Below are 1,265 nucleotides of genomic sequence, written 5' to 3'. Positions count from 1 at the left end.
CATCACCTCCTGGAGCGGCGCCGGTCTCTTCCACGGCGTGCAGACCGTGCGGCAGCAACTGCCCGCCGCCGTGGAGAAGCAGACCAGGCAGCGCGGCCCCTGGCGGATCGCGGGCGGCACCGTCAAGGACAAGCCGCGCTACGGCTACCGCTCCACGATGCTCGACGTCGCACGGCACTTCTTCACCGTCGACCAGGTCAAGCGCTACATCGACCAGGCCGCCCTCTACAAGATGAACAAGCTGCACCTGCACCTCAGCGACGACCAGGGCTGGCGCATCGCCATCGACTCCTGGCCGCGGCTCGCGACGTACGGCGGGTCCACGCAGGTCGGCGGCGGCAAGGGCGGCTACTACACCAAGGCGCAGTACAAGGAGATCGTCGACTACGCCGCTTCGCGGTACCTGGAGGTCGTCCCCGAGATAGACATGCCGGGGCACACCAACGCCGCGCTCGCCTCGTACGCCGACCTGAACTGCAACGGCGTCGCCCCGCCGCTCTACACCGGCACCGAGGTCGGCTTCAGCACGCTGTGCGCGAAGAAGGACGTGACGTACGACTTCGTGGACGACGTGATCCGTGAGCTCGCCGCGCTGACGCCGGGCAAGTACCTCCACATCGGCGGCGACGAGGCGCACTCCACCAGCCACGAGGACTTCGTCGCCTTCATGGACAAGGTGCAGCCGATCGTCGCCAAGTACGGCAAGACGGTGATGGGCTGGCACCAGCTGACCGGTGCCGAGCCGGCCGAGGGCGCCGTCGCCCAGTACTGGGGCTACGACAAGACCGGCGCCGCCGAGCGCGAGCAGGTCGTGAACGCCGCGAAGAAGGGTACGAAGCTCCTGCTCTCACCGGCCGACCGCGCCTACATCGACCACAAGTACACCAAGGACACCCCGCTCGGCCTCTCCTGGGCGGGCTACGTCGAGGTGCAGCGCTCCTACGACTGGGATCCGGCCACCTACCTCCAGGGCGCGCCCGCGGACGCGGTCATCGGCGTCGAGGCGCCGCTGTGGACGGAGACGCTCTCGACCTCCGCGCACCTGGACTACATGGCGTTCCCGCGGCTGCCCGGCATCGCCGAGCTCGGCTGGTCGCCCGCCGCCACGCACGACTGGGACACCTACAAGGTGCGGCTCGCCGCACAGGCCCCGCGCTGGGACGCGCTGGGCATCGGCTACTACCAGTCGCCACAGGTGCCCTGGCCCGGCAAGTAGCCGCGGCCCAGGGCCCGTACGGTCAGGAGCGGGGTCCCCGAGGACCGTC

The 1,265-nt window shown here is 69.6% G+C and carries 1 protein-coding gene; it reads left to right on the top strand.

Annotation, left to right across the window (positions count from 1 at the left end):
* Positions 1-1,216 (top strand): family 20 glycosylhydrolase (locus AOK03_RS36995; RefSeq protein ID WP_055569760.1); only part of this gene is annotated, 1,216 nt, incomplete at its 5' end.
* Positions 1,217-1,265 lie beyond the last annotated feature (49 nt).

This window comes from Streptomyces atriruber (assembly GCF_001418325.1).
GTDB classification, from domain to species: domain Bacteria; phylum Actinomycetota; class Actinomycetes; order Streptomycetales; family Streptomycetaceae; genus Streptomyces; species Streptomyces atriruber.
This window is presented reverse-complemented; position numbering and strand designations above follow the sequence as displayed.